Here is a 26,504-nt window from a genome sequence, read left to right on the forward strand (position 1 = left end):
GCGGATGTGACGGCGACGAGACACGGACATGGCAGGTAGAGTGAGGGATTGGGCACAAAGGGCGGTGATCGCGCTGGTTTTGATTGCGCAGGCGCCGCTGGCTCACAAATGGCCGCTGCAGTGGGCCGGTGCGGCGGCAAACGATGTGCTCAATGTGAGCCATGTGAATGTGGTGATCCCGCCGACGTTTTTCGGCATGACGATCAATGCGATCGGGCAGTCGCAGCCGTGGCCGGCGCTCAAATTTGACGGAGTCCGCCTGTGGGGCGCGATCTACTGGGCGCAGATCAACCCGGCGCCCGGCATCTACAATTGGGCGCGCTTCGACGCGATCCTTGCGGCGGCGGAGCGCGAGCACGTCGATATCGTCCTCAATCTTGCCTTCACGCCGCGCTGGGCCGCGTCGGTGAAGGATGCGCCGCCGGCATTCACGCCCGGTGCAAGCTCGCCGCCGGCCGATCTCACATCATGGGATGAATGGGTGCGCGCGGCCGTGACGCGCGCCGCCGGCCGCGTCAAATACTGGGAAATCTGGAACGAGCCCGAGGATCCCAAATATTACTCGGGCGATATCGCGACCATGGTCGAGATGCAAAAACGGGCCTACGAGATCATCAAGGCCAGCGATCCCGCTCTGACCGTGCTGACGCCGTCGTCCAACGGCACGCCCGAAGGCTATCGCTGGCAACAGGCCTTCATGGCGCAAGGCGGCGGACAATATGCCGACGTCTTCGCCTTCCACGGCTATACGAGCGAACCCGAAGCGGTGATCGGGGTCATCGCCCGCTTCAAGCAGATCCTCGCCGCGCACGATCTTTCCACAAGGCCGATCTGGGACACCGAGGCCGGCTGGGCGTCTCACGATGACAACCAGGATGGCTTTCTGGCGCGCGCCTATATCCTGAAATGGATCAGCGGTGTCGACCGGTTCTACTGGTACGAGTTCGCCGGCGGGGGCGGCGATTTCGGCAAATTGTGGGACCGGGCGCGCGGGCTGCTTCCGAGCGGCATTGCCTATCGCACTGTCCAGTCGTGGCTGGTCGGCGCCAGCGTCGTGGCGGCAGGGAGGACGTCGCCGTCGACCTGGCGCGTCGAACTCCGCATGCCGGATGGCCGCAATGGCTTGATCCTCTGGACCACCAAGGGGCGGTCAGCACAGCGCGTCGACCCGCGTTTTGGCCGTTACCAGGGCCTGGACGGCGGCGAAGGAGCCGTCGCCAACGGTGAGGTCGAGATCTCGCCCAAACCGGTCCTGTTGCTGGAATGATAACGATGTTAAACGCTCGGCGATGAGATAATTATGACGATGTTCCCGGCTTCGTTGCGGGCGGCGGGCGCGATACAACGGGCACTGTTAACTTGAGGCGATTGAACCGACCGTGAAGCAGATCGCGCAGAACTATAAGAGCGGCGAACTCAAGCTGATCGACGTGCCGGCGCCGCGCTGTCGCCCCGGCGGGGTTTTGGTGCGCACGGCGTTCTCGGCGGTGTCGACCGGCACCGAGATGATGAAATTCACCGAAGGCCGCCTGTCGCTGCTCGGCAAGGCGCGTGCGCGCCCCGACCAGGTTGCCAAAGTGGCGCGCTCGGTCCGCCAGCAGGGATTGCTTGCGACCTATCAGAAGGTGATGAACCGCCTCGATTCCTACACGCCGCTTGGTTACTCGCTGTCGGGCACCGTCGTGGAGGTGGGTGAGGGCGTCGGCGGCTTCTCGCTCGGACAGCGGGTCTGCTGCGGCGGCAATCAATATGCAACCCATGCTGAATATAATTGGGTGCCGGTGAACCTCTGCGTGCCGCTGCCGGATGGTGCTGCGCTCGACCAGGCCGCGTTCACGACGATCGCCTCGATCGCGCTGCAGGCGATGCGCCAGTCGGAAATCGGTTTCGGTGAGACCGCCTGCGTGATCGGCCTCGGCCTGATCGGGCAGATCATGGTGCGCCTGTTGCGCAGCGCCGGTGTCGTGGTCGTCGGGCTCGACAGGCTGGAGCCGCGCTGCCGTCAGGCGGAGGCTGCGGGCGCTGCGGTCTGCGCGGTCGCATCTGATGATGCTGCGGCCGGGTTTCGCGCCCGGATCGATCAGCTGACCGCAGGCAACGGTGTCGATTGCGTGTTCATCACGGCGGGCAGCGACGATCCTGATCTCGCGTCGCGTGCGGCCGCCTTGCTGCGCGACCGCGGCCGCATCGTCGACATCGGCAAATGCACGCTGAACCTGCCGTGGAACGAATTCTACGACAAGGAGCTCGACGTTCGATTCTCGCGCTCCTACGGCCCCGGCCGCTACGATCCGCTCTACGAGGAGGGCGGCATCGACTATCCGATCGGCCATGTGCGCTGGACCGAGAAGCGCAACATGGAGGCGATCGTCGCGCTGCTCGCCGACGGACGGCTCGATTTTTCGTCGCTGATTTCCGAAATGGTGCCGCTGGAGCAGGCAACGACCGCGTTCGAGCGCATGAGCCGGGGCGAGGTCGGCCTCGGCATGGTGTTCGCCTATCCGGACGCCGCTTCCCGGGCGATGCAAATGGTCTATCGCCCGGCCGTTGCCCTGCGCAGCGGCCGGGTCCGGCTCGGCGTCATCGGTGCGGGCAATTATGCCTCCAGCATGTTGTTGCCGCAGCTTGCAAATCACGCGCGCGTGGATCTCGTCGAGGTCGCCACCAACACTGGCCTGAGCGGCGCCACCGCGGTGCGCAAGTTCGGCTTCGCGCGTGCCTCGACGGATGCCGCCTCGGTGCTCGAGGCCGTCGACATCGATGCCGTGCTGATCGCGACGCGCCATGCCTCCCACGCCGACCTCGCGGCGCAAGCGCTGCGCGCCGGCAAGGCGGTGTTTGTCGAGAAGCCGCTGGCGATCGATCCAGACGCGCTCGACCAATTGGAGCAGGTGATCCGCGAGACCGGCAACAACCGGCTGATGGTCGGTTTCAACCGCCGCTTCTCGCCGCTGCTGCAGGGCATGCGTGCGGCGTTCGCACCGGCAGGACCGCAGATGCTGCAATATCGCGTCATCGCCGGCCCGCTTGAGAAATCATCCTGGTATCTGCAGGCCGAGAGCGAGGGCAGCCGGTTCGTCGGCGAGGGCGGGCATTTCATCGACGTATTGTCCTGGTGGCTCGGCGCCGAGCCGGTGCGCGTCTCCGCCAGCGCCGCGGGCAAGGATGTCGACAATCTCGTCGCCACGCTCGATTTTGCCGACGGTTCGGTTGCGAGCCTCAGCTATCTCACCGGCGGCGATCCGCGTGTGCCGAAGGAGGCGCTCGAAATATCGGCAAGCACCGGCTTTGCCGCCTTCGACAATTTCTCGGGCTTCGAGGTCTGGCACGCCGGACAGCACACGGCCAAGAAAGCGCGGCTCGACAAGGGGCAGCGGCCGATGCTGGATGCCTTCATCGCCGCGGTCGCATCGGGGGCCGCGATGCCGATCGAACTCGAATCGCTGCTTGCGACCACCCGCGCAACCCTCGCGGTGCAGGAGAGCGCAGCCGCCGGAATGGCGGTCGATCTGACGATCGGCGCAGCAGAGCAGGGCGTCGCACGCGCCGCGACTGCGTTGAGATGAATCCGGCCTGGTATCTGCGCAGGCTGCAGCGCATGGAGCCGTCCGAGCTTGCGGGACGGGTGAACGATCAGCTGTTGCGCCTGCTCTGGCGCATCACGCCGCCCGATATCGCACGACACGCCAGCGCCCGGCTCGCCCCGGGCCCGCGGCAGCCGCGGCTGAAGCCGCTGCCATTGCCGGCGCACGCTCCGCAGCAGGCCTCGGAGCGACTCATCCAGAGCGCCGACCGGATTCTGGCCGGACATTGGCGGGTTTTCGCCGGAGATCATGATGCTTTGGGCGAAAGGCCGGATTGGTTCGTCGATATCAGAAGCGGCAAGCGGGCGCCCGCCGACGTCTACGCGTTCGCGGTTCCCTATCGCGACGAAGCCGCGGTCGGGAACATCAAATACATCTGGGAGCCGTCGCGTCACCACCATCTCACGGTGCTCGCGGCCGCGTATTACCTGACCTCGGACGAATGCTACGCCAGGCGCGTGGCCACGCATCTCACGAACTGGTGGCGCGAAAATCCATTCCCGCGCGGCCCGCACTGGATCAGCGGCATCGAGCTTGGCGTGCGGTTGATCTCGTGGGCCTGGGTGCGCCAGCTGCTGCAGAACTGGCCTGGCGCGCCAGCATTGTTCGAGGACAATGACCTGTTCCTGACGCAGCTCTATGCGCACCAATACTGGCTGTCGCAGTTTCCGAGCCGTGGCTCCTCCGCCAACAATCACATCATCGCGGAGGCCGCCGGGCAGTTCGTGGCGGCCTGCGTGTTTCCGTTCTTCCGCGACAGCGCGCTGTGGCGCCAGAATGCCGCCAGGACGCTGGCAGACGAGGCTGTCGCGCAAACCTTCGCCTGCGGCAGCAATCGCGAGCTCGCGACCGATTATCACGGCTTTGTCCTCGAACTGCTGCTGGCCGCGGCAGTGCAGGGCGAAGCGTCCGGGCACCAGCTGGGCGAAATGGTCTGGACCACGATGTGCCGCATGTGCGACGTCATTGCCGCGATGCTGGACGACCGCGCCCATCCTCCCCGTCAAGGTGATGGCGATGATGGCATTGGCCTGTTGCTCGACGATCCCGCCGGCAATCGCTGGCTCGGTCTGCTCGCCACCGGGGCGCGTCTGTTCGGCGATCTGGAGTGGTGGCCCAGGCTGCCGGAGCCCGATCTGCGCACGTTTGTTCTGACCGACGGCATCGGAGCGCGCGCGATCGCCGCGCGGCCCGCGCGCCGTCCGTATTCGCTTGATGAGGCGGGACAGACCTTTCTCGTCGATGCCGACCGAGCAGTGTGGTGCCGCTGCGATCACGGCCCGCATGGCTTCGGCCGCATTGCGGCCCATGCCCATGCGGATGCGCTGTCGCTCGAATGCCGGATCGGCGGCGTCGATATCCTCGCCGACCCCGGCACCTATTGCTATCACGGCGATCCGCGATGGCGTGCCTATTTCCGTTCCACGCTGGCGCACAATACGCTCTGCCTGTTCGGGCGCGACCAGTCGGTGTCGGGCGGGCCGTTTCTCTGGACGCGGCATGCGCAGAGCCGGCTGATCGCATCGAGCGGCCTGGACGATCGTGATGCGGACGCGAGCTGGGTCGCGGAGCATTCGGGATATCAGGACGCAGCAGATCGTCTCGTGCATCGTCGTTCGGTGCAATTGCAGCGTCAGGCGGCGCGGCTCGTCGTCACCGATATTGTGCTTGCCGATGAGGGGCTTGCGGTGCCGGCGAGCCTCAGCTGGCATCTCGGTCCCGACGTCGAATGCAAGCTCGAAGGGGGGACGGCGCAGCTCGCATGGCCGGGCGGACACGGCGAGCTCGATCTGCCGGCGGCGCTCGACTGGACAGCGTATCGCGGTGACGAGACCGTGCCGGCCGGCTGGTATTCGCCGTCGTTCGATCTCAAAGTGCCGGCGACGACGCTGATCGGCTCCGGAACGCTCGCCGCCGGCCAAAGCCTGGTGACGGAGCTGCGTTGGTTTCCCGAGCCGGCACGCCGGTCATGAAGATCCTGGTCGCGCACAACAGGTATCAGGGACGCGGCGGCGAAGACGTCGTGTTCGAAGCGGAAGTCGACCTGCTCCGCGACGCTGGACACAGTGTTGAGACGCTCACGGTCAGCAACGAAGCGATCAATTCGCTTGCCGCGCGGATCGCGACGACGCTGTCGATCGCGAACAATGCGGAGGGAAAACGGGCCATGGCGGAGGCGATCGACCGCTTTCGCCCCGACATCGTCCACGTCCATAATTTTTTTCCGCTGCTCTCGCCCGCCGTGTTCGATGTCTGCCGGCAGAAGCGCGTGCCTGCGGTGGTGACGCTGCACAATTATCGCACCATCTGCACCGGCGGCATGCTGCTGCGCGACGGCCGCATCTGCCACAAATGCCTGGACCGCGGTCATCTCTGGGGCGCCGTTCACCGCTGCTACCGCGGATCGCTGCCGGGCTCGCTGGCCTCGGCCTACATGATCGCGCGGCACCAGCGCCGTGGCACCTGGACGCGTCCCGGTCTGCGCCTGATCGCGCTGACGCAGTTTGCCCGAACGTTGTTCACGCAGGCCGGCTTCGACGCCGGCCGGATCGACGTGAAGCCGAACTTCATGGCCGATCCCGGTGCACCCGATCCGGCGATACCGCGCACCGGGCTGCTCTATGTCGGACGGCTGAGCCGCGAGAAGGGCGTCGCCGTGTTGCTCGACGCGCTTGCGGGGACCGACGTGCTCTTGCGGATCGTCGGTGAGGGACCGGAGCGCGCTGCGTTAGAGGCTCGGGCGCCCGCCAATGTCAGGTTCCTCGGCGCGCTCGCGCGTGCAGACGTGCTTCGGGAGATGGCGAGTGCCCGGGCGCTGGTCGTGCCGTCGCTATGGTACGAGGGATTTCCGATGGTCGTGGTCGAAGCCTTCGCACAGGGGACGCCGGTGATCGCATCCGAGATCGGCGGACTTGCCGAGGTGGTGAGCGCCGGCAAGACCGGCGCATTGGTGCCGCCGGGCGATACGGCCCGGCTCAGACAGCGGATTGTTGAGCTTCTGGGCGCCCCTGATCGGGCAACGGCATGGGGGCAGGCTGCGCGGACCGCCTATCTCGAGCGTTACGCGCCGGATGAGAATCTGCGGCTGCTCGAGGCCATCTACGCGCGCGCCGCCGCTGGATGATCGCCGCAGACGGTTGCTCCGCGCGTGATCATCGGGCGCCGCCTTGCCCGTTGCCGCGCTCTTGTCCCTAACAGATCGCGGCGAATCTAATGTTAATTCGTTATATCGGGCGTTTGATCGGGCTCCCCTCCGGCTTTGTCCGAGCGGCCGAATTACCCCGATTCTACGATCGATTCCCCGGTTTTTGCCCGCTTGACGCTCGCAGCCTGCAACCGGAGCCCGGCATAACGCCGCTCCGCTTGCCCGCCGGTTGTGACGTTTGACGCTTTTCTGAAAAAGCTCTCACGCGGCGCAGAAATATTTTTTCAGATCAGAAAATCGCGTCGAAGCGCGCGCAAAGGCTGCGAAATTCTGCGCCCTGGCGCCATCTTGGGACCGGATGAAACCCCGTATAATCGCTACCCTTTTTTGCATCGCGGCTAACATTTGTGAGCTGCCTGCGCTGAATGTTAGTCCGCGACCGAGGCGGCGCTAAGTCTCACATAAGTCTCAGGGAACCAGACGTTAATAGCGCATTGCTGATTGACACTCCGGTATTGCGGACTTAACAATGGACTTAACAAGTTCGTAACGTGTGTCCACATTTGAGCTGCGTCGCAACAAACTGGTTGTGATTCAACAGCTTACGTGCGGGCGAGCGGCTTGAATCCTCGTATCCCAAGCAGGGGCTACATCGATGGCGACTTACAATCTCGACCAGACTGACCTCAAACATGCGATCCACTCCACGATCGATCACGCGACCCAGCAACAGATTCTTGACTATCTGATCAACGCAGGGGTCGGATACACCAGCCCGGATGACGGAACGGAGATTCCGGTGCAGGTGGGTGCCGGCATCTCGAACCCGGATCCGTCTGCCAATGTTCTCATCGAAACCAACGCCAATAACACTGTTAACACTGACGCCAACCTGAAGGCGATCATCGAAGCCACCAACAGCGACGTGACGCTGTCGGTCAACGGCAGCACCCCGGTGCTGGTCGCGACCGGCTCCGGCAACGATCAGATCTTCATCAACAACACCGGTGATACGACGGTTCTCGCCGGCGCCGGCAATGACACGATCTTCGGTGGCGCGGGTCACGACTCGCTCAGCGGTGGTGCCGGCAACGACGTGCTGATCGACAACGCTTCCGGTCACAGCACGCTGGACGGCGGCTCCGGCAACGATCTGCTGGTCGGCACTGGCGCCGATACACTGCTCGGTGGCTCCGGCGACGACACGCTCTACGGCGGTACCTCGTCCGACCTGGTCGGCGGTCGCGGCAACGACGTGCTGGTTGGCGGTACGGGCAACAATCTGCTCAGCGGCGGCACCGGCAACGACGCGCTCTACTCGAACTCGGATGCGTCGCACGGCTCGGTCCTGAACGGTGGTGCCGGCAACGACTCGCTGTATGGTGGGGCGGGCGCCGATACGCTGAATGGCGGCGCCGGCAACGACCTGCTGGTTGGTGGCACCGGCACTGTTGCCGAGTACGGCGGCGCAGGCAAGGACGTGCTCTATTCGGGCAGCGATGCGTCGCACGCGACCTCGCTCTACGGCGGTGACGGCAACGACTCGCTCTACGGCGGTGCCGGCAACGACACGCTGTATGGCGGCTCCGGTAGCGACACGCTGGTCGCCGGCTCCGGCACGCAGTCACTGATCGGCGGCAACGGCAACGACTCGTTCGTTGGCTCCGCCACCGGTACGGCCTCGATGGTTGGCGGCAATGGTCAGGATTACTTCTACCTGTCCAACCTCCACAGCAGCGACACCATCGACGGTGGCGCGGGCAACAAGGACTCGCTGACCTTCCTCGATCACGCCTCGACCGATGTGACCGGTATCAGCGCGGGCAAGGATGGTTCTCTGGACGTCAACTTCAGCAATGGCCAGGTGACGCAGATCAGCAACATCGAATACCTGATCTTCAACGATGGTCACTCGACCAAGCTGTAAGATCTGAGGTCTGCACTAGACCATGTCTGCACTAAGCAAAAGGCGCCGCCTCAACCATGGTTGAGGCGGCGTTTTTTTGCGATTACAGGTAGTGTTATGAAACGCTGTCTGATAATGTCGCAGCGTTGCAGCCTGCACCAATTGTGAATCATCGAGATCATTTGAGTATTTGCTTGGCGATGATGTAGCGCATCGAAGCGGGGCTCGATCGATGGTGACGCAAAACCTGAACCAGACGCAGCTCAAGGCAGCGCTCAGCTCGACGTTCGATCACGCAACCCGGCAACAGATTCTCGACTATCTGATCAGCGCGGGGATCGGCTACAGCAGCCCGGACGACGGCGCGACAATCCCGGTCGCGGTCGGCGCCGCGATCAGCAGCCCGGATCCGAACGCCAATGTTCTGATCGAAATCAACGCCAATAATTCCGTTCACATCGGCGCCAACCTGAAGGCGATCATCGAAGCCACCAACAGCGACGTGACGCTGAGCGTGATCGGCAGCGGCCCGGTGCTGGTCGCGACCGGCGCCGGAAACGACTATGTCTCGTTCGTCAGCAGCAGGGGTACGGATTTCATCGGCGATACGACGGTTTTTGCCGGCGCCGGCAACGACACGGTGTTCGGTGGTGGCCCGTCGGAACTATATGGCGGTAGCGGCGACGACGTGCTGGTGTCGGGCAGCGTGGGGGGAGGCAAACCCAGCACGCTTGACGGCGGTACCGGAAACGACACGCTGATTGCTGGTTGGGGCGACGATAGCCTGTATGGCGGCGCCGGTGACGACTGGTTGAGCGCAGGTCCGGGTTATGGCCACGAGGTTCTCGACGGCGGCCCGGGGAATGACACCCTCATCGGAGGCCAATACTTCCTCGGCGTCGGCGGCTTCGGCGAAGAGCTCTACGGCGGCGCCGGCAATGACGTGCTCTACGCGGGTGTGGAACTGCGTCCAGGCTTGATGATGCTGCTGTCGGGCGGCGACGGCAACGACACGCTGTATGGCGCTGCGAGTGCCGCTGCCAACACAATGGATGGCGGCGACGGCAACGACCTGCTGGTTGGCAGCGCCGGCACTGTTGCGGAGTATGGTGGCAGCGGGAACGACATTCTCTATTCAAACGCGCGTGACTTGTTGGGGGTCGTGCTCGAAGGCGGTGCGGGCGACGACACGCTGGTTGGTGGTGTCTTTGCTGGTAGCGAAACGCTGCATGGCGACGCCGGCAACGACGTGCTGGTTGGCGCCGCCGAGACCGGTTCCGAATACGGCGGCAGCGACAACGACATGCTCTACTCGGGCAGCACTGCGGGGGGCGGCTCGTACCTCTCTGGCGATGACGGCAACGACTCGCTCTACGGCGGAGCGGGTACCGACATTCTGGATGGCGGCACCGGCAACGACATGCTGGTTGGCGGCGCTGGCAGCGAGACGCTGTACGGCCGCGCCGGCGACGATGTGCTCTACTCGGGCAGCGATGCGTTCCACGCGAGCTTGCTTTTCGGCGGTGACGGCAATGACGTGCTCTATGGCTCGCTCGATAGCGGCGCCCGCAACGACACGCTGCAAGGTGGCGCTGGCAACGACACGCTGATCGGCGGCAAGGGGGCCGGTGACGAGTACGGCGGCGCCGGCAACGACGTGCTCTACTCGAACAGCGAGGCGTCGCGCGCGAGCTGGCTTGTTGGCGGTGACGGCAACGACGTGCTCTATGGCGGCGCCGGCAACGACTCGCTGTATGGCGGCGCCGGCAATGATACGCTGGTCGCCGGTTCGGGCCACCAGTGGCTGGTCGCCGACGGCAATGACGGGACGACGTTCGTCGGCTCTGCCACGGGTACGGCCACGATGGTTGGCGGCTCCGGTCAGGACTATTTCTACCTGTCCGATGCCATCAGCCGTGACAAGATCGACGGCCGTGGCGGCGACAGGGACTCGCTGACCTTCCTGGATCACGCCTTGGCCGACCTGACCGGCATCACCGCGGGCAAGGACAACAGCTCTCTGGACATCAACTTCAGCAATGGCCAGGTGACCCAGATCAGCAACATCGAATACCTGATCTTCAACGATGGTCAGTCGATCAGGCTGTAAGATCCCAAACCCGAACCAAGATCTCAGGTCTGCACTCAGAGGCGACATCGATGGTGACGCAAAACCTGAACCAGACGCAGCTCAAGGCAGCGCTCAGCTCCACGATCGATCACGCAACCCGGCAACAGATTCTCGACTACCTGATCAGCGCGGGGATCGGTTACACCAGCCCGGATGACGGCGCGACGATCCCGGTCGAGGTGGGCGCCGGGATCAGCAACCCGGATCCGAACGCCAATGTTCTGATCGAAACCAACGCCAATAATACGATCAAGCTTGACCCCAAGCTGAAGGCGATCATCGAAGCCATCAAGAGCGACGTGACGCTGACCGTGAACGGCGCCGCCCCGGTAGTGGTCGCGACCAGCGACGGCAACGACGATATCACCATCAACAACAACCGCGGTACGACGGTTCTTGCCGGGGCCGGCAACGACACGGTCTACGGTGGCGGCGTGGGCCACACCCAGATTTACGGCGACGCCGGCAACGACTGGCTTTATGGCAGTGACTGGTCGGACCTGCATGGCGGTAGCGGCAACGATACCCTGCTGTCCGGCAGCTCGCTGGACTCACTGGACCGGATCAACACGCTGGACGGCGGTAGCGGCAACGACGTGCTGTTCGGTGGCTGGGGCAATGATCGCCTGTATGGTGGCGCTGGTGACGACTGGTTGAGCGGGGGTTTCTACAACGAGACTCTCGACGGCGGCGCGGGCAATGACACGCTGGTCGCCGGCGTATACAGCGATCAGCTCTACGGCGGCGCCGGCGACGACCTGCTCTACGCGAACTTGTTTGCGTGGTACGGCTCGTTCCTGTCGGGCGGTGACGGCAACGACACGCTGGAAGGTGGTGCCAGTGGCGTTGCCGACACGCTGGATGGCGGCGCCGGTGACGACCTGCTGAAGGGCGGCATCAGGACTGCTGCGGAGTACGGCGGCAGCGGCAACGACCTTCTCTATTCAGGCTCCGGTGCGACGTTCGGGACGCTGCTCGACGGCGGTGCAGGCGACGACATGCTGGTTGCCGGTGCGGGGTATAACCCTAAAGATATCGGTTCCGACACGCTGGACGGCGGTGCCGGCAACGACCTGCTGATCGGTGCTGCCGGGACTGTTGCGGAGTATGGTGGCAGCGGCAACGACGCGATCTACTCGCACTCCGATCCGGCGCACGGCACGATCCTCGACGGCGGCTCCGGCAACGACTCGGTGTATGGCGGTGCGGGTGTCGATACGCTGTACGGCGGCGCCGGCAACGACCTCCTGGTCGGCGGTATCCGCACTGTTGCCGAATACGGCGGCAGCGGCAACGACGTGCTCTACTCGGGCAGCGATGCGTCGCACGCGACCTCGCTTGATGGCGGAGATGGCAACGATTCGCTCTATGGCGGTGGGGGGGCCGACTCGCTGGATGGGAGCGCGGGCAACGACCTGCTGGTGGGCGGCACCGGCACGGTTGCGGAGTACGGCGGCGCCGGCAACGATGTGCTTTATTCGGGCAGCGATGCCTCGCATGCGACCTCGCTCTACGGCGGTGACGGCAACGACTCGCTCTATGGCGGTGCCGGCAACGACACGCTGCATGGCGGCTCCGGCCACGATACGATGGTTGCCGGCTCGGGCACACAGACGCTGATCGGCGGCAATGGCGGTTCGTCGTTCGTCGGCTCCGCCACCGGCACGGCCTCGATGGTCGGTGGCTCGGGCCAGGACTACTTCTATTTGTCCAACCTCCACAGCAAGGACACCATCGACGGCGGCGGCGGCAGCAAGGACTCGCTGACCTTCCTGGATCACGCTTCAACCGATGTGACCGACATCAGTGCGGGCAAGGACGGTTCTCTGAACATCAACTTCAGCAATGGCCAGGTGACCCAGATCAGCAACATCGAATACCTGATCTTCAACGATGGTCACTCGACCAGGTTGTAACATCCCAGTTCTTCACGAAGTGAGGGTGCCGCCTCGACCTCGGTCGGGCGGCGCTTTCTTTGGTGTGCGAACGCGGAGATCGGAACTTGTCGATCATTCGGCGTCGGATCGGGCCAGTTCCGTCTCAAGTTCCGCTCCAGGCATTTCGTTAACGGACGTTAGAACGTTAGTTCGTCACATTCGGACCACGTAGCTTTTGTAAAGGCGTGTGGCTCGCTCGATTGAGTGGTGCCGTGGCCGATGGTTTCCCGCGGCGCCGGCAGCTTTGGTCGAGACGAGCGATCGCTGCAGAAATCAGCCGCTTAATGCGCGAACCGCGGAGCTCTCGAATTGGCCAAGAAGAAAATGCTGAACGCCGGTGCTGGATCGACGGTTGCCAAGCGGATCCAGCCGCTCCTGACGTCGCATGAATGGGAGGAGGTTCGCCTCGATGTCGACGGCAGCGTCAGTCCGGATATCGTCGGCTCGATTACCGATCTCGCCAAACTGTGCCGGCCGGCCTCGTTCGACGCGATCTGGTGCTCCCATCTGATGGAGCATCTCTATGCCCATGAGATACATCCCACATTCGTCCAGTTCCGCGAGGTTCTCAAGCCGGACGGATTCGCGCTGATCATGTCGCCCGACCTGGAGGCGGTGGCTCAGCACATGCTGACCCAGGGCCTCGGTGCGGTCGCCTATGTCTCGCCGGCCGGTCCGATCCGGCCGCTTGATATGATCTACGGGCACTCCGGCGCGATCGAGCAGGGACGCCACCACATGGCGCACAAGACCGGGTTTTCGTGCGATCGCATGGGAAACCTGCTGCTGAGCGCCGGGTTTCCGACGGTGTCCGTTCGCAGCGGGAACTTCGAAGTCTGCGCCCTGGCGCTCATGCCGGGGGCCGAGGAGAGGCGTATCCGGCCGCAGCTCGAGGCCTGCGGCTTCGACTTCCGGGAGACGGAGGCCGCCGCCCCGTGATTGTAGATGTTAAATAATGTTATAATGATTCCGTGGTTAAACCACCGGTGGCAATGGCCGGAACTGGCTTCTGTGCTTGTTGCGACACATATCTTTTCGGAACCATGCGCTGAAAATGCTGCGTTAGCGAACTAACAGTGATAAGTTATATCTCGCTAGGGACCGGATCTTGCGCAGTCGAAACCTCGAGGCTTCCATGACCAAACACCTCTCGCTCGTCGGCGCACCCTCGGTGGAGGCGCTGCCGCCCTCGGGTCTCGCCTGTCTCGTCATCGTGGCAAGACAACATGGTTTGCACCTGACCCCGTCCCAGCTCATCCATGACAATCTGCTGGGTGACCAGGAAGTCACGCTTGCCGAGCTTTTGAAGTGCGCGAATTCCTCGGGCATGACGGCAAAGGCCGTCTCGCTGGACTGGAAGGGGCTGAGCCAGCTCAAGCGGGCGCTGCCGGTAATCGTTCGCCTGCGCGATGGCAGCCATATGGTCTTGCTGCGCCTCGAAGGCGATGAAAACAGCACCCGGGTCGTCTTGCAGGATCCGAACGCGAGCGAGGATGCGCTGCTCGTCATCGATCAACCGCGCTTCGAGGACATCTGGTCGGGCGACGTCGTCATGGCCAAGCGCGATTACGAGATCTCCGACGAGACCCAGCCGTTCAGCTTCGGCTTCGTCACCGCATTGCTGTTCCGCGAACGGCGGATCCTGCGCGACGTCGCGATCGCGGCGCTGATCCTGGGCTTCATGGGCCTGGCACCGATCATGTTCTGGCGGCTGCTCTCCGACAAGGTCATTTTCTACAAGGCCTACAACACGTTCTACGTGCTGTGTATCGCCATGTTCGTGGTCATCATGTTCGAGGCGGCGTTCACGTTCCTGCGGCAGTATCTGGTGCAGCGTTTGACGGCCCGCCTCGACGTCAAGCTGTCGACCTACGTGTTCGAGAAAGTGCTCAATCTGCCGATCGACTACTTCGAGCAGAACGCCGTCGGCCTGATTTCGCGGGACATCCGCGAGGTGTTTCGAATTCGCGGCTTTCTGACCGGGCAGTTGTTCGGGACCGTTCTCGATTCGACGACGCTGTTCTTCTTCCTACCGGTCATGTTCTTCTTCAGTCCCATCATGACGCTGATGGTTCTTGCCTTTGCCGGGGTGATCGTAACCTGGCTCATCCTGATGCTGCCGACCTACCGGAAGAAGTCCTCGGCAACCTTGGCGGCTGAAGGCGCGCAGGGCGCGTTCCTGATCCAGAGCCTGAACGGCATGCGGACCATCAAATCGCTGGCGCTCGACACGCGGCAGCGCCACATGTGGGATGTGCTTGTGGCGCGCGTCGCCAAGGCGCGTTTGGCCGAAGGCCTGACCGGAACCGCGATCCAGACGGTGGTGCGTCCGTTGGAACGGTTGGCGGTGAGTGCGCCCTATGCGTTCGGTGTCTACCTGGCCGTGTCGAGCGGCGATCCGGTCTATGTCGGCGCGCTGTTCGCCTTTCTGATGCTGTCGCAACGCGTTGCCGGCCCGCTGATGCAGATGGCCCAGCTCATCAACCAATATGACGAGGCGCGCACGGCAGTCTCGATCGTCGGCCGGCTGGTGAATCAGCCGCCTGAGGAGGGACGTTCCGGCCATGGCGTGCGGGTCCCGCTCAAGGGACTGGTCGAATTCTCCGGCGTCACGTTCAAATACAAGGGAGCGGTGTCGCCGGCGCTGAACAACGTCTCGTTCGAGATTCCGCTCGGTACGACGCTGGGCGTGATGGGCAAGAGCGGCTCGGGCAAGACCACGATCACGCGGCTGTTGCAGCGTCTGCACTCCGATTACGGCGGTCTGATCAAGGTCGACGGTATCGATGTCCGCGAATACGATGTCGACCATCTCCGGCGCAACGTCGGCGTCGTGCTGCAGGAGAACTTCCTGTTCAGCGGCACGATCCGCGAGAACATTTCAGCCGCAAAGCCCGATGCGACCTTCGACGATATTGTCAGGGCGGCGCGTTTGGCCGGCGCCGAGGAGTTCATCGACAAGCTGCCGCGCGGCTATGAGACCTATATCTACGAGGGATCCACCAATCTCTCCGGCGGGCAGCGTCAGCGCCTCGCGATCGCACGAGCGCTGATCGTCAATCCGCCGATCCTGATCCTGGACGAAGCCACCAGCGCGCTCGATGCCGAGAGCGAGACGATCGTGAACGCGAATATTTCGCGGATTGCCCAGGGACGCACGCTGATCATCATCTCGCACCGGCTGTCGTCGCTGACGAAGGCCGATGCGATCCTCGTGCTCAATCGCGGCGTGGTCAACGATATCGGCCGCCACGACGAGCTTCTGGAACGAAACGACATCTACAGCTCGCTCTGGTACCAGCAGAATACGCATCTGGTGCCGGCGGGCCGCAACGAGAAGAACTTCAGGAGTCCGACCCTTGTCTCCTAATCAGGCTTCGCTCGCCACCGTTCGCCAGTTCCAGTCCGAAACCGACGCCATCCGCGAGGCGGCCGAGCCGTTGCTGGCCCGTGCGACGCTGTTCGTGCTGTCGGCGTTCATGGTCTCCATCGTGGCGATCATGTGCTTCACGCGCGTCGATCGGGTCATCACGAGCGTCGGCGGCAGGATCGTTCCCGTCGATCAGATCAACGTGCTGCAGGCGCTGGACGCGTCGATCATCAAGACGATCGATGTTCGGGAAGGTGAGCAGGTCGAGACCGGTCAGCTGCTCGCGACCCTCGACTCGACCTTCACCGTGGCCGATGTGACGCAGTACAAGGCGCAGATTGCCAGCCTTGACGCACAGGTTGCCCGAGACGAGGCCGAATTGTCCGGCAAGCCGCTGACATTCGGTCAGTCCAACGATCCGGAAGCCACCCGGTACAACGCCTTGCAGAAGGCGCTCTACGACCAGCGCGTCGCCCAGTACAATGCGCAGGTGAACAGCTACGACTCCAAGATCAGCCAGACCGAAGCGACGATCCAGAAGTCGAAGAAGGACGACGAGCGCTACAGCCAACGTGCCGAAATCGCCGGCAAGATCGAGGACATGCGCTCGACGCTTGCCGAAAGCGGCAGCGGGTCCAAGCTGAACCTGTATCTGTCTCAGGATAATCGCCTGGAGCTGTTGCGCCAGATCGACAACACGCACAACACCCTGCTGGAGGCGCAACACCAGCTGGAATCGTTGAAGGCCGATCGCAAGGCCTTCGCCGAGCAATGGAATGCGCAGCTGAGCCAGGATCTGGTCACGACGCGCAACAGCCTGGACGCGGCCCGCTCCAACTATGACAAGGCCATCAAGCATCAGGACCTGGTGCGGTGGACGGCTGCCGAGCCGTCGGTCGTCCTGACCCTTGCCAAGCTCTCGGTCGGATCGGTGCTGAAGCCGGGCGATCCGTTCATTACGCTGATGCCGCTCAAGACCCGGCTCGAGGCCGAGATTCAGATCCTGTCGCGCGATGTCGGCTTCGTCCGGCCGAACGACCCCTGCACGATGAAGGTCGAAGCCTTCAACGCGGCGGAGCACGGGACGGCGCAGGGCAAGATTCGCTGGATCAGCGAAGGCGCCTTCACCACCGATGAAGACGGAAAGCCGGTCGATGCCTACTACAAGGCGCGATGCTCGGTCGACGAGACCAACTTCAAGGATGTTCCGAAGAATTTCCGCCTCATCCCCGGCATGACGCTGCAGGGCGATGTCAATGTCGGCACCCGATCGGTTGCGATGTATTTGCTCGGCGGCATGCTGCGCAATGCAAAAGAAGCAATGCGCGAGCCATGATGGTATCGACGCGATCCCTTCTCGATCTGCTCCGACCCGGTTCGTCCCGTTCAGACTCATCGCAGTTTGAACGGGGGCTGGAGGCTTACGAGAACCGGCAATATCTGGAGGCGCTGCGCTTGTGGCGGCTTGCCTCGCGGGCGGGCAACCCGGAGGCGGATTACCGGATCGGGCTGCTCTACGCGCGGAACGAAGGCGTCATCGGCAACCTTCCGGACGCGGTCGCGTGGTATGAACGCGCCGCCCTGAACGGACATGTCGATGCGCAATTCCAGCTTGGCTTGATCTACTTCCACGGGTTTCAGGCCGCGCTCGGACCGAACAGGCCTGAGATGTGGCGGCAATCCACGGCGGCGCGGCTGGGTGACAAGGCGACCAACCTGCACGATCTCGTGTTCCCGAACGGGATCGGCGTGCCGAGGGATCTCGACGCCGCCTTCCTCTGGATGTCGGTGGCGGCGGAGGCCGGTAAGGCGGACGCTCAGGCGCTCCTGGGCGACATGTACGCCAACGGGCAAGGCTGCACCAAGGATCACGCTGTTGCCCTGCGCTGGTACGAGGCCGCGGCCGAGCAGAAGGCGGCGGCCGGCGAATTCGCGCTCGGTGACGTGCATTATCAGGGACGCGGCGTGCCCGTCGATTTTGCGCAGGCCGCGATCTGGTATCACAAGGCCGCGGAGCAGGGGCATGTCCGCGCGCAGGTGGCGCTCGCTTTCATGTGTCTCAAGGGCACCGGGCTTCCCGAAAATGTCGAAGAGGCCGCGCGGCTGTTTCAGAGTGCCGCTGCTCATGACGATACCATCGCGCTCTACAACATCGCGCTGTTGCGGCTGAGCGGCAGAGGGGCGGCCAAGGACCTCGACAAGGCCGAGACCGCGCTGCGCAAGGCGGCACGGAAGGATTACCTGCCGGCGATCCAGGCGCTGGCCGAGTTCTATGCGCTCGGCACCGCCGCCGAGCCGGATCTGCGCGAGGCGGCGTACTGGTATGAGAAGGCGGCCGAGCGCGGCGACGTGCAGGCGCAGTTCTTTACCGGGCGCTTCTACGCCACCGGCACCGGCGTTCCGCCCAGCATCCGCCAGGCTGCGAAATGGTTCGAACGCGCCGCCGAGAGCGGCCATGCCACAGCGGCCCACAACATCGCGGTGTTCTATCTCAACGGCAACGGCGTGACGCGCGATGTCGCGGCCGCGATCAAGTGGTTCGAGCGCGCGTGCGAGGGAGGCATCAGCGCCGCTGGCGTGCAACTCGGCCGGCTCTACTCGGCGGGCAACGGTGTGCCGCGCGACCAGGTGCGCGCTGCCGAATGGCTCAGCAAGGCGGCCAAGGGTGGCGACGCTGATGCAAAGACGGCCTATGCCCTGTTTCTGATCCAGCAAGAGCCATCCGAAACGGGTCTTGCGCAAGCACGCACGCTGCTCACCGATGCCGCCGAGGTCGGTCATTCCGCAGCGGCATTCCAGTTGGGCGGGCTTCACATGGGAAGGTCCGGTGGCGCCGTCGATCTACCGGCCGCAGCGCAATGGTTCAAGCGCGCGGCAAGTGCCGGCCATGTCGAGGCCCAGCACACATTGGCGTTGCTGTATTCCGATCCCAAGAGCGCCCTCAAGGATCCGCAGGCCGCCGCCGGCTGGATCGTCAAGGCTGCCGATGGCGGCAGCGCCGCAGCGCAGTTCAAGCTGGCGGTGATGTATTGCACCGGGCAGGGCATCGAGCAGGATCTTGCCCAGGGCGTGAAATGGTACGAAGCCGCGGCGCGCCAGGGCCACACGACAGCGCAATACAACCTTGCCGTGATGCTCGGGCGAGGTCAGGGCCGCGACGCCGATCCGGCCAAGGCGGCCGAATGGTTCGCGGCGGCTGCGGAGCAGGGCATGGCCGAAGCCCAAGTCGCCATCGGCGATGCACTGCGTGCCGGCAATGGCGTCGCGCAGGACCACGATCAGGCGCTGCGCTGGTATCGACAGGCGGCGCAGCAGAACAACGAAGGTGCGCTGCGTCGTCTGCAGGCGATGGGCGAGAGCGTCGGCTGAGATTGTTGGAGGCGGACATCACGTCGCGCGCAAGCAATGACAGAGACGGTGACACGGCTTTGTTTTTGGGCGCGAAGGCACGGAAGCGTGCATGTCCGCGTGACAATCTAGGCAGAACTAACAATGGCTTTCATATCGACGATAGAGAGATTGCGTTAATGTGGGTTCGCGGAATAAATGCTCATTGCACCTCTGGTTGTGTGAAGATGATCGATAAGAACCGAGAGGTCACGATCTGGAGCGTGTCAGGCAATGTGATCCCGGGATCGAACGTCCGCGTGACCGGGAAAGAAACTGGAGCCGGCGTTAAACGTTGGCAGGAGATTGAGTGGCAATGAACAAGATGGTCGAACGGAGCGTCAGGGATACGAAGGATATGTTGCCCGTTGCCAGCCCGGTTCAGCAGGAAGACCATCCGCAGAGCCTGTTCCTGGATCCCGATATCAGCGATCTCCAGTCGGGATCGCGGTTGCGTGGCGCGATCCTCGAATATTCGGGGCGGGGAATCTCGGGCTGGATCGTCGATGCCCAGTCGCCTGCTTCAACGGTCTCGATAGCGCTCTTTGTCGCTTCCCACTGTGTCGAAGAGGGACGCACCGGCCGCTCCATGCCGGCCCGCATCGGTCCGCGGAGCGTGATCGGACGTCCCGGATTCCGGATCGATCTATCCACGCCGGGTGTGCGCCGTCGGCTGGCGCGCGCCCTGCGAAACACGCTCGTGGAGCCCAAGCACGCGCAGATCTATCTGCGCATCAGCCTGAACGATGGCGAATACTACGAGATACCGCTGTTCGAGAATTTTACCGCGAGCGAAGTGGTCGTCGCGCTGGGCTTCTCGATCGAGGACTACGACGATCTGCTGTTTCCGAACACCGACAACAGGACAATCGCCGGACCCGCGGCTGCCGCGACCAAAGAGGTGCGCTACATTTGCTTCTACCTGCCGCAGTTCCATTCATTTGAAGAAAATGATAGGTGGTGGGGACCGGGGTTCACCGAGTGGACCAACGTCGCGCGCATGCGTGCCCAGTTTCCGGCTCACGAGTCGCCATGGTTGCCGGCCGATCTCGGATTCTATGACGTCCGGCTGCCGGAGACGCGCCGTCAGCAGGGCGACCTCGCGCGCAAATACGGCATCGATGGATTTTGCTACTACGTCTACTGGTTTCAGGGACGACGGCTGCTGGAGAAGCCGCTTCAGCTCCTGCTCGAGGACGGCGAGCCGAACCTGCCCTTCTGCATCTGCTGGGCCAACGAGAACTGGTCCCGCCGCTGGGACGGCTCGGATGCCGAGCTCCTGTTGGGACAAAATCATTCGCTCGACGACGATGTCCGCTTCATCGATGACATGGCCGACCTGCTGCTCGATGAGCGCTACATCACGGTCGACGGTCGAAAGATCATCGTCGTCTACAGACCGTCATTGTTGCCGGACAAGCAGCGTCTGTTCGAGATTTGGCGCGAGAGGGCCCGAGAACTTGGAATCGGCGAACTGCTGATTTGCAATGCGATGACCTTCGGAGAGTTCGATCCGCGCGACGTCAATTGTGATGCTGCGATCGAATTTCCGCCGCACACGGTCTCGACGCGGGAGGTGCCGCCGGCCGAAGTCGATGCTCCGCCGACCTTCGCCGGTAAGGTGTACGACTATGTCGATGCGATGCGATCGTCGATCGGCAAGACCTACGATTTCCCGTTCTTTCCTGCCGTGATGCCGCGCTGGGACAATACGCCTCGCAAGGGCGCGCGCGGTCACGTCTTCACCAGGTCGAGCCCGGAGGCGTTCGAGGTCTGGCTTCGCGACGCGACGTTGCGGGCCAAGGGGAACAGCTTCTCCGAGTCGCTGGTGTTCATCAATTCCTGGAACGAGTGGGCGGAGGGTGCTCATCTCGAGCCGGATTCGCGTCACGGACGGGCATTTTTGGACGTCGTGCGAAGGGTGGCTTCGGCTGAGCCGATTTCGGCGCAGATCCGGAATAGCCCGGATCTGCTCGATTGCCTGAGCCGGCAGGAGTTGGAGTGGGCGGTGAAGGAGGCCTCGACCCATGTCGAAGTGCTCGCAAATCTGCACCGCTCAGGTCTCACTCATTCGGGCGTACAGCGCGTCAGGAACGGCACGCCGGTCGAGGCAGAAGGCGCGTCCGATAATCCGGCAGGTTCGTTGCTGGTCATCGAGAACATCAATTCTCAGACCGGTGAGCGGGTGATCGTCGATCCGCGCTTCGAGATATTGGTGCGGGGATGGATCTGCGCGGGCAATACGTTCGAGGCAAGCCGGCAACGAACAGGATTCCTGGTGCTGTCGGCGTTTGCGCCGGATGGCGCGGTCAACAGCCGGTACTGCCTGATCGTCGATTGGCACGAACGCGTGGACGTGAAGGAATACATGAAGGCTGAAAGCAAGGACTGCTATTTCGGCTTCCAGCTGTCCTTCTCGATTCGGGATTTGCCGGATGGTGAATATCAGCTCGCGGTGCTGGAGGTCGGCGACGGCGCCAGCGCGCTGGTCAGGTCCCGCCATTCGATCATCGTGAGACGTTGAGGTCGCCGCCGATGCTCGCAAGTGTCGTCATCGCGTGCTACAAGCACGAGCAGTATCTCGAGGAATGCCTCGAGACTGTCTATCAGCAGACTTTCGCCGACATTGAGCTCGTCATCGTCGACGACCACTCGCCGGACAAGAGTTTTGAAGTCGCGCAGAAGGTGATCAAGAAGCGGTCGTTCGGAAAGCGCTTTGTCTCCTGCAAGCTGCTCAAGAATCCGCAAAACCTCGGCGCCCACTACACCTGGAACAGGGCATTGTCGCTGACGAGCGGCGACATGATCTTCCTTTTGAACTCGGACGATGCCTTTGCGAAGGAGCGGGTGCGGCTGTTCGCGGATCAATATGCCAATGAGCGGCTGTTCTTCGGCTTCTCGGCCGTCGAGCCGATCGACGAGCACGGCAGGTCGATCAGCAACTACCAGTTTCCGACACGCCTGCGCTATGCGATCGATCGGGCCCAGATTGCGGGTGCGCCGTTGTCATGGACATTCCTGGATTCCCAGATTGCCGCGTCGACCGGAAACTTCGTCTTCAGCCGTGAACTGCTGCGGCAGGTGGGCTGGCTCGCCGACCTCAAATACTGTCACGACTGGGACTTCGCCCTGCGCGCCGTCACCAAGGTCGAGCCGACCTATCTCGAGACCGACCGCTATCTGTATCGACTTCACTCAACCAACAGCTTCCGAAGCCTGAGCAAGGTGGCGGAGAGCGAGACCAAGGCTTGCATGGAGTCGTATTGCCTGAATGCGATCTCCTCGCGGCCGCAGAACAAGACCTGCCTCAGCCCGTCCAATTTCGGCGATTCATTCTATGACTTCGTGAAGCTGCACCCGAACTTCAATTATTGGGTCAAGCAGATCTACGCGCCCTATCATCCTGAACATCGGACGGTGGAGTCGAACGATCGGACCAGGCCGCTGCGCTGGCGCTGATCGGGAGGGAGCCGCCTTGCCCGTTCCGATGCAATCGGAACGGAGCCTTGGTTGAGAGTGCGGCGCGGCTTCACGCAAGCCGCGACACACGTCTGTAAAGCCGACCTAGCAGAGGTTCTTCGACGCCGTCTTTGCCGTCGCCTTGAGAACTTCGCGCAGCGCTTCCAGGCGATCGGTTTGGCAGGGCACGGTCGGGACCAGCCAGCCACCTTCGTCATTTTCGTTCCAGGCATAGATCAGCACCGCGGGGGCCCGGCGATCGGGCGCTCGGCTGTTCACCCAGCTGATCGATTGCGCCAGATGGCTCGCCAATTCCTTCTTCGTCGGCGCGGTGTAGAAATTGGTGACGCCATCGCCGGGACGCTGCGATTTTTCCCAGGGCACCGGACGTTCGATGCGCGGGCGCCTGTCCCATCCGGTCATCACCGTGGGCACGACCGGGACCTGGCTCGCGGAAAGATCGTTCCAGCCCTTTTCGGCATACTTCGCGAGATCGGCAAAGCTTCCGCGGCCGTTGCCGGTCGTGATCGCATATGACCCGACCGCGTCGGCGCCGAGATTGGCGGCCTCCTGGCCCAGGAATTTCGCGTCTCCCGCCAGCACGATGTAGGGATCAGCGAGCCCGGCGCCGTTGGCGTCGGATTTGAACTTGCTGAGCTGGGTGCGCAGACCTTGCACGCCTCCCCAGCTTCGCTGCACGTCCGCTCCCTTGATGAAGCCCAGGAAGTACAGCGGCCGATCGTTCTCCACCCTCAGATAGTTCTTGTCGGCCATCAGGCCGATGTGCTCCTGGGGCAGTGAGGACAGCTTGGCTGCCGATCCCCATCGCCCGAGTTCGGTGAACATGCAGTATCTCAGTCCGGCCGCCTTTGGCCGGGCCCTGAACGCATACAGGGCCTTCGACATCGGGTGGTTTGCGCCGTAGGCGGCAAACGCCCAATAGTCCAGTCCTGCAAAGATGGCCTGGTCGATCTCCTTGTCCATCTCGGCCTCGATCGAAGCCGAAAAATCGAGCGCGTTGGGATCGCGGTTCATTTGCGTTCCGAAGAAGGGCGTTCGCCAACGATATTTTTCCGGACCGAGCGATTGCTTCATGGCTTCGGTCGGCTGCGAGCCCGGCGCATACCAGGCGTCCCATCGGATCGCTCCGACCAGCGGACGGGAAGATGCTGCGGCCGCAGCCGGATGGCCGGAACCCAGCACGCTGAGCGAGCCGGGCAGGAGACTTGCGGATAACGATGTCAAAAACATCCGTCTTGTAAGCGCGAACGGCTTACGGACTGCTGCATTCCCATTGTCCATTGGCGACCTCCGATCGTTCCCGTCCGGTGCGACGGTTTCGTGCAAATGACAGCGAGCCCTCTGCTTCTATTGTATTGATTTTCCTCGAAATAACCTTACAACAGTTAAATGTGAGCGCTACGTGTTATAGCCTTATTCTTGTAGGATAAGTGCGCTAATAGGGAATTCGTGGTGCGAACCAATGGTAATTGCTTGTTGATCTCGTGGGGAGCGGCTCAGGTTGGACATGGAAATTCCTGCATTGTCTAGTTTCAGCTCAGGCGTGAATCTCGATACGCTTCCAGCAAGTGAGATCGAGACACGGCTTCGAGATTTCTTTTCCGGGCGGATCGCAAATCCGAAGCCCGACGACCTCATCCAATCGGTCGAGCAGTTGGAGCAGCAATACGGCCACTACAAGGAATTCCAGTTTGCAAAGGCGGCAGCGCTTGTGCAGGCATGTGATTTCGCCGGAGCGCGCGCAATCCTTCTCGACCTCGTCAAGCAGCTGCCGTCCGACTCGCGGATATTGCATCGCCTTGCGATCGCGGATCTCAACATGGGATCAGCCCACGAAGCGCAGGACGTTTATCTTTCCGCGCTCGCTGCGGCTCCGAAAAGCGAAAACCTGCGGCGAGAGTTTGCCGGCCTGCTGCGCGTGATGGAGGCGAAGAAGCTCTATGTCGGGGTCGATCGGAAGAAGCACGGCCTGGCCGCCGTGTGCGCCATCAAGAACGAGGGCGACGACCTCCTGGAATGGCTGCACTTTCACAAACTGGTCGGAGTCGATCACTTCTATCTCTACGACAACGGCAGCACCGACAACACGCGCGCCGTGATCGAAGCCTTCCCGTGGCCCGAAATGATCACCTACCATTTCGTGGAGGGGGAATTCGGCCAGATGCGCGCATTCTCTCATGCGATCGACAGCTATCGCAATTGCTCGGAATGGTGCGCCTTCATCGATGCCGATGAGTACCTGTTTCCGACGAAGGCCGGCAACATCAAGGACGTGCTGGCGGAGGTTGGATCAGCGCCGGCGGTGGCGGTGCATTGGCTGAACTTCGGATCGAACGGTCACGACGCGAAGCCGGCCGGCCTGTGCATCGAGTCCTTCACGCGTCGCGCTCCGGACGATTTCCCGGATCATTTCATCATGAAGTCGATCATTCGGCCGGACACCATCGTGTCCTACCTGCATCCCCATCAATCGCTCGTCCTGGGCTGCTACGTCCAGGAAGACGGCACGCCCGTCTTCCCGATCGGCGGCCGCTGCACGGCTCCCAAGCGCGACAAGCTCGTCATCAACCACTATTACACGAAGTCGCGGCAACAATTGCTGAAGAAGCGTGAGCGCGGCAGGCCGCTCGCCGATGGCGATCCCGAGAAGATCCGCGCGATGGAGTTCTTCACGTTGCGGGATCGCAACGATATCGAAGACGCGACGATCCAGCGGTTTCTTCCGGAGCTGAAGAAGCTGGTTCAGGTCTAAAATCCGGGAAAAGCAAAAAGAGCGCGCCAATCGGCGCGCCCTTTTTGTTTCGTGCGTTGAAGTGATCGTCGACCGTAGCGGCCGGCTACAGAGGCTCTGGTCGCTATAGCGGCTCCAGGCGGTATTTCGCGAGCAGGGCTTGTGCGGCATCGACGTCGATCCTTGCCGGCCTCTGGAAGACGGACATGTTGTTGGCCCGCGCGATTTCGCGCGCGACCGTCCGCACGGAATGGTAGTGGGGGCGGTTCTCGAAGTCGTGAATTGCGATGAAAGCTCCCGGCGCGGCGTGCAGCACGCACTGCACGAAGCAAGCCACGCGAAACCGGCCGTCGACGAAATACAAGTCCGCCGTCTTGCTTTCCGGACGCTCCCAGATGCGTTCGTGATAATCGGGCCAGGAGCTCTCCTTCTCCTTCTCCACCGGGTAACCCCACTCGCGCAGCTTGCCGATGTCGACGTGCAGCAGCTGTGGCTGGGTGCTCGCACCGCGCGTGGCGTCGGCGACCTTGGAGAGCCATTCCGACGAGGAATCGATGGAGATGACCCAGTCCTTCTTGGTCTGGCAGGCGAGCCAGGTGCTGCCTCCCGACCCGAATTCCAGAAAGCGCGTCGAGATATCCACGAAGCTTTTGAACAATGTCTGTTCCTGACCGTCCATTGCGATGTTCATGGCGGAATCCCTTGGTTTCTCGATTTGTTGTGTGGCGGGTGGTTGCCAATCCACCGTCGGAAGGCGGTCGCGGCTCGTCAAGCCGCGATGAGATCCGGTTGAATCTTCATCGCGCTTGCCGGCTTCCGGTTCGCTGTCCACG

The 26,504-nt window shown here is 62.8% G+C and carries 16 protein-coding genes; 14 read left to right on the top strand and 2 right to left on the bottom strand.

Annotation, left to right across the window (positions count from 1 at the left end; translation table 11 throughout):
• Positions 1-28 precede the first annotated feature (28 nt).
• The 13 genes from ACOIX3_RS14075 (at position 29) to ACOIX3_RS14135 (ending at position 22,919) form a co-directional block, all read left to right on the top strand.
• Entirely contained in the window at positions 29-1,267 is a 1,239-nt protein-coding gene (locus ACOIX3_RS14075) for a glycosyl hydrolase (RefSeq protein WP_420970402.1), read from the top strand.
• A 112-nt stretch (positions 1,268-1,379) separates the two neighbouring features.
• Positions 1,380-3,566 (top strand): bi-domain-containing oxidoreductase, encoded by a 2,187-nt coding sequence (locus ACOIX3_RS14080; RefSeq protein WP_420970403.1) that lies wholly within the window; start codon positions 1,380-1,382, stop codon positions 3,564-3,566.
• On the top strand, positions 3,563-5,557 hold the full coding sequence (locus ACOIX3_RS14085; protein ID WP_420970404.1) for an alginate lyase family protein: 1,995 nt from the start codon (positions 3,563-3,565) through the stop codon (positions 5,555-5,557). Before ACOIX3_RS14080 ends, ACOIX3_RS14085 begins: the two co-directional genes overlap by 4 nt.
• Positions 5,527-6,708 (top strand): glycosyltransferase family 4 protein, encoded by a 1,182-nt coding sequence (locus ACOIX3_RS14090; RefSeq protein WP_420970405.1) that lies wholly within the window; start codon positions 5,527-5,529, stop codon positions 6,706-6,708. Before ACOIX3_RS14085 ends, ACOIX3_RS14090 begins: the two co-directional genes overlap by 31 nt.
• A gap of 676 nt (positions 6,709-7,384) precedes the next feature.
• A complete protein-coding gene (locus ACOIX3_RS14095) occupies positions 7,385-8,656 on the top strand; it encodes a calcium-binding protein (RefSeq protein ID WP_420970406.1) in 1,272 nt (423 codons plus the stop codon).
• A gap of 211 nt (positions 8,657-8,867) precedes the next feature.
• The gene (locus ACOIX3_RS14100) at positions 8,868-10,745 is read left to right on the top strand and encodes a calcium-binding protein (RefSeq protein WP_420970407.1); all 1,878 of its coding nucleotides are present in this window, start codon (positions 8,868-8,870) and stop codon (positions 10,743-10,745) included.
• Positions 10,746-10,795: 50 nt separating this feature from the next.
• On the top strand, positions 10,796-12,682 hold the full coding sequence (locus tag ACOIX3_RS14105; protein WP_420970408.1) for a calcium-binding protein: 1,887 nt from the start codon (positions 10,796-10,798) through the stop codon (positions 12,680-12,682).
• A gap of 345 nt (positions 12,683-13,027) precedes the next feature.
• Entirely contained in the window at positions 13,028-13,642 is a 615-nt protein-coding gene (locus ACOIX3_RS14110) for a class I SAM-dependent methyltransferase (RefSeq protein ID WP_420971731.1), read from the top strand.
• 196 nt (positions 13,643-13,838) lie between these two features.
• Entirely contained in the window at positions 13,839-16,073 is a 2,235-nt protein-coding gene (locus tag ACOIX3_RS14115) for a peptidase domain-containing ABC transporter (RefSeq protein WP_420970409.1), read from the top strand.
• Positions 16,063-17,409, top strand: coding sequence for an HlyD family type I secretion periplasmic adaptor subunit (locus tag ACOIX3_RS14120; protein ID WP_420970410.1), 1,347 nt, complete (start codon positions 16,063-16,065; stop codon positions 17,407-17,409). Before ACOIX3_RS14115 ends, ACOIX3_RS14120 begins: the two co-directional genes overlap by 11 nt.
• Positions 17,409-19,442, top strand: coding sequence for a tetratricopeptide repeat protein (locus ACOIX3_RS14125; RefSeq protein ID WP_420971732.1), 2,034 nt, complete (start codon positions 17,409-17,411; stop codon positions 19,440-19,442). The genes ACOIX3_RS14120 and ACOIX3_RS14125 overlap by 1 nt, the downstream gene beginning before the upstream one ends.
• Positions 19,443-19,776: 334 nt before the next feature.
• On the top strand, positions 19,777-21,984 hold the full coding sequence (locus tag ACOIX3_RS14130; protein ID WP_420970411.1) for a glycoside hydrolase family 99-like domain-containing protein: 2,208 nt from the start codon (positions 19,777-19,779) through the stop codon (positions 21,982-21,984).
• Positions 21,985-21,995: 11 nt separating this feature from the next.
• Positions 21,996-22,919: a glycosyltransferase family 2 protein gene (locus tag ACOIX3_RS14135; RefSeq protein WP_420970413.1), complete on the top strand. Its 924-nt coding sequence runs from the start codon at positions 21,996-21,998 to the stop codon at positions 22,917-22,919.
• A gap of 105 nt (positions 22,920-23,024) precedes the next feature.
• Here the strand turns inward: ACOIX3_RS14135 and ACOIX3_RS14140 are convergent, their stop codons facing one another.
• Positions 23,025-24,170 (bottom strand): hypothetical protein, encoded by a 1,146-nt coding sequence (locus tag ACOIX3_RS14140; RefSeq protein ID WP_420970414.1) that lies wholly within the window; start codon positions 24,168-24,170, stop codon positions 23,025-23,027.
• Between the two features lie 292 nt (positions 24,171-24,462).
• Between ACOIX3_RS14140 and ACOIX3_RS14145 the strand changes: the two genes are divergently transcribed.
• The gene (locus tag ACOIX3_RS14145) at positions 24,463-25,692 is read left to right on the top strand and encodes a glycosyltransferase family 92 protein (RefSeq protein WP_420970415.1); all 1,230 of its coding nucleotides are present in this window, start codon (positions 24,463-24,465) and stop codon (positions 25,690-25,692) included.
• A 103-nt stretch (positions 25,693-25,795) separates the two neighbouring features.
• Here ACOIX3_RS14145 and ACOIX3_RS14150 read toward each other — a convergent pair whose 3' ends face one another.
• Entirely contained in the window at positions 25,796-26,503 is a 708-nt protein-coding gene (locus ACOIX3_RS14150; RefSeq protein ID WP_420970416.1) for a hypothetical protein, read from the bottom strand.
• Between the last annotated feature and the right edge of the window lies 1 nt (position 26,504).

The sequence above is a fragment of the Bradyrhizobium sp. B120 genome, assembly GCF_049075665.1.
Classification (GTDB): domain Bacteria; phylum Pseudomonadota; class Alphaproteobacteria; order Rhizobiales; family Xanthobacteraceae; genus Bradyrhizobium.